This is a genomic window from Paenibacillus sp. E194, from assembly GCF_000935845.1.
Taxonomy (GTDB): Bacteria; Bacillota; Bacilli; order Paenibacillales; family Paenibacillaceae; genus Paenibacillus_B; species Paenibacillus_B alvei_B.
On the sequence record NZ_JMDX01000405.1, the window covers coordinates 1 to 3047 of the forward strand.

The following is a 3047-nucleotide window of genomic DNA, read 5'->3' on the forward strand; positions in this document are numbered from 1 at the left end:
TAGTCGAATAAACGATTCGTAGTGATCTGCAGCTGCTTGCGGCCATATATTCATTAATTTTTTGCTTCCTTCATGCAGCAGTACGATAGAGCCGAGTGGAAGCAATGCATCCTCTCCATTCCCAACATGTTGTTGTTCAGTCTGATTCCTCATAATTCATCCTTCCCTTTCTACTCTTGCATCCTACAATTCTTATCGAAGCTGCACACGCGATGCGACGAGCTGATCATATTAACCAATGTACAAATAACATGAGCAGTATGCTGATCCTACAGAGCGATAAATAAATATCATAAAATAGTTCCTATGTCATAAATTAGGCTAGTCTATTAGCCCCGTTTTAGTAGCTTCAACTAGGCAGCAGTTTGCCTACTGAACCGAACATATCTGTAACCTTGTTCACGACTTTGCCAGCAGCCTTCGTTGCACCGCTCTTCACCGCTTTAACGCCATCTTGAACAGCATCAGTTGCTGCTTTCGTTCCGCTCGCAACGGTATCTGTCATGGTATCCACCACAGTGTCAACGGCATCAACCGCATGTGTCTTGATAGACTTGCCGTTAATGGTTACCTCCGTAACCATAGAGATAGCAGCTCCTGTTGCTAGCCCTACTCCTGCCCCTACAATAGTGCCGGCAACAGGAACGACTGAACCTACCCAGGCTCCCACGGCAGCACTCGCTGCCATGGTACCTACTCCGATTGATCCATTCACGACAGCACTGGCAGCTGCACGACTAGGGCCACCCTTCTCGTAGTCCGTCATGACTGCAGTACCTGTATCGTATGCAAGCCCCGCATATCCAAGCTTGGCACTCCATCCCTTGATAGAGAGCGATTCCTTTGCTGCAACTACTGGATCAACGAATTTCCACACATTTGCATGATTCGCTGCATTCGAAGCCGCATATCTCGTTCCTTGAATCCCCTCAGACAGTGCGAATTTCGATCTTGCACCGCTAATTGTCACGTAGCCGTCTCCACGAACATTCACATTGAACCCGCTCTTCGCCATATTGATCATGCGGTATCCGTCTTTGCCATAACCATACATTTCAGGAGTCGTCGGCTTCCAATTCCAACCTGAACCTTTATCACCTTGTGTGCCAATCGCCCGAACAACCGCATTTGGGTTCGATATGGCGCCTACCTGTGTCCCTAGAGCAGGGATAATTAGTGATGCCCCCCCAATCCCTATCGTTGAATATAATGACGCCGCCGAACCGATTTGATAGGCATGGCCTAGAATCGGGTGCGCTTGCTGATCAGCTGATTGGAACTGATCCGCCTTGGACTGAAGCTGCTGGCTTAAATCAAACAAAAGCGTATGTATTTGAGCCGATAACCGCGAAGCTTGCTGCCATTTTTCTCCCACAGCAGCCTTAATAGAAACCTCCCACTCCAGCGTCTGCAGAGAACGTTCCAATGACGATTGAATCGCATTCAATTGCTCCGCTGTTGCCTGCAACTGACGGCTCCCCTGACGAAGCGCATCCGGCGTTACGATAATGCGCACGATGTCACCTTCCTTCTTCTATAGAATGCTGGCGTTCCCATTCGATTAACAGGCCTTCAAGTTGTTCCTTGGTTGTTAATGTGGCAGTCAGCCAATCCTCATCGCCTTTGGAGCTTTGCCGTATAAGCCAATTGCGGGAACCTCCGACGAGAAAAGCAGCTCCCTGCACATCCCAGCTTTTCTCATTCCACACAAGAAACAAGAGCTCCCCTTCTGCGGTACGATGCTTCAGCGAATGCGCCAGGGCCATTGCTCCCGCTTCCTCTCCATCGAAGGTCATTAGCTGACTAGTCATTTGCTCCACGGTAAGATCATCTGCATGCTCATACAGTTTGTGGAAATGCCTCTTGGACAGCATAACAGCGGTTATCTCGCTTTCCGGCTGATCAGCCCAGTTCATACGGTTCACAATGATGGAACACGCCTCCTTCGTCGAGTCATATTCTCGAAAGGAGCAAATTTCCGGTTGGATCCGCTTCTGCGCTCGTTCGATGACTAATTCATTCGTAAAATGAAAAAAGCCTTCGTATACTTCGCGATTAGGCCCCTCATCTGCTGCATTTGAAAATCGGACCCAGCAGGATCGATTCGCCAATCCCGTTACCGCTACCGTTGTATAGACGTGAGATGGCATAGCCAGCTCTTTGCCTCCAGGCTGTTCCGTTAAGTATCCCTTGCGCAGCAGTGCAGCTTTGACCTTATTCCATTCTTCTGCAATTTCCTCAGTTAGATAGCCCCGAAATGGATCTTCGATCCCAAGCAAGCGATCAGATCCAATGATTCCAGCGAGAAAATACAATTCTTTTACATGAAGCTCAATACCGCTTCTGCCATCTTGCGCTCGTAGATATGGTTCGTTACTCGTCACCAATGTGTCCACCCCCCATCAGACCCGCACTTTCCAACGTTTATGTATATGTGTTGTCCATGCGGCCGGAGTCCATTTTTCATCGTAGGGTATTGCTGTCTTTATTTTTATAAATTTGCGTTTAACAAAATATCCTTGACCAGGAGGAAGAACCTTCGACCCACTAGGACCAGAAGACTGCGACTCTGAGATCGGGATTCGGAAGAAGGACAGATCATTCGCATCAATCGTCCCAAATAAAAATCCAGCTTGCGATGCTTTAACATCATTAAACCAGTCCACCCCAAAGGTTGGAAAATCAGACGGAACCCCTGCCAATACGAAATGTACCCCTTTATCCCGACCTTGGCGTACGATCGCAGACAGTTGATCTTTGACCGTGTAATCTGTGAGCTGCTTGCACAGCATATCTGCATCATCCATAACCAGCAGTAGGATTGGATCCCCTCCATCCTTACTTCGGGACGCGACCTGATCATATACCTGCTGAATGAATCCAGGAATTCGCTCTTCCTCGGTTACAATCTCCCTTACATGAGGCAAGTCTCTAAGCGAAGCAACTCCAGTGTCCCCATATCGAACATCAATCGCATAGATATGCAAACGTTCTGGAGACATATGATAAGCCAAAGACAGCATCCAGCTCGTAAGAAATGAGGTCTT

3 protein-coding genes are annotated in these 3047 nt (G+C 48.1%); all 3 read right to left on the minus strand.

Going from position 1 to position 3047, the window contains the following annotated elements:
* Window positions 1-349: 349 nt before the first annotated feature.
* A complete protein-coding gene (locus AZ66_RS28170) occupies window positions 350-1516 on the minus strand; it encodes a WXG100 family type VII secretion target (protein WP_044357959.1) in 1167 nt (388 codons plus the stop codon).
* 4 nt (window positions 1517-1520) lie between these two features.
* The gene (locus AZ66_RS28175; RefSeq protein ID WP_052648914.1) at window positions 1521-2384 is read right to left on the minus strand and encodes a hypothetical protein; all 864 of its coding nucleotides are present in this window, start codon (window positions 2382-2384) and stop codon (window positions 1521-1523) included.
* A gap of 18 nt (window positions 2385-2402) precedes the next feature.
* A partial coding sequence (locus AZ66_RS28180; protein ID WP_269433158.1) for an FtsK/SpoIIIE domain-containing protein occupies window positions 2403-3047 on the minus strand: 645 nt, incomplete at its 5' end.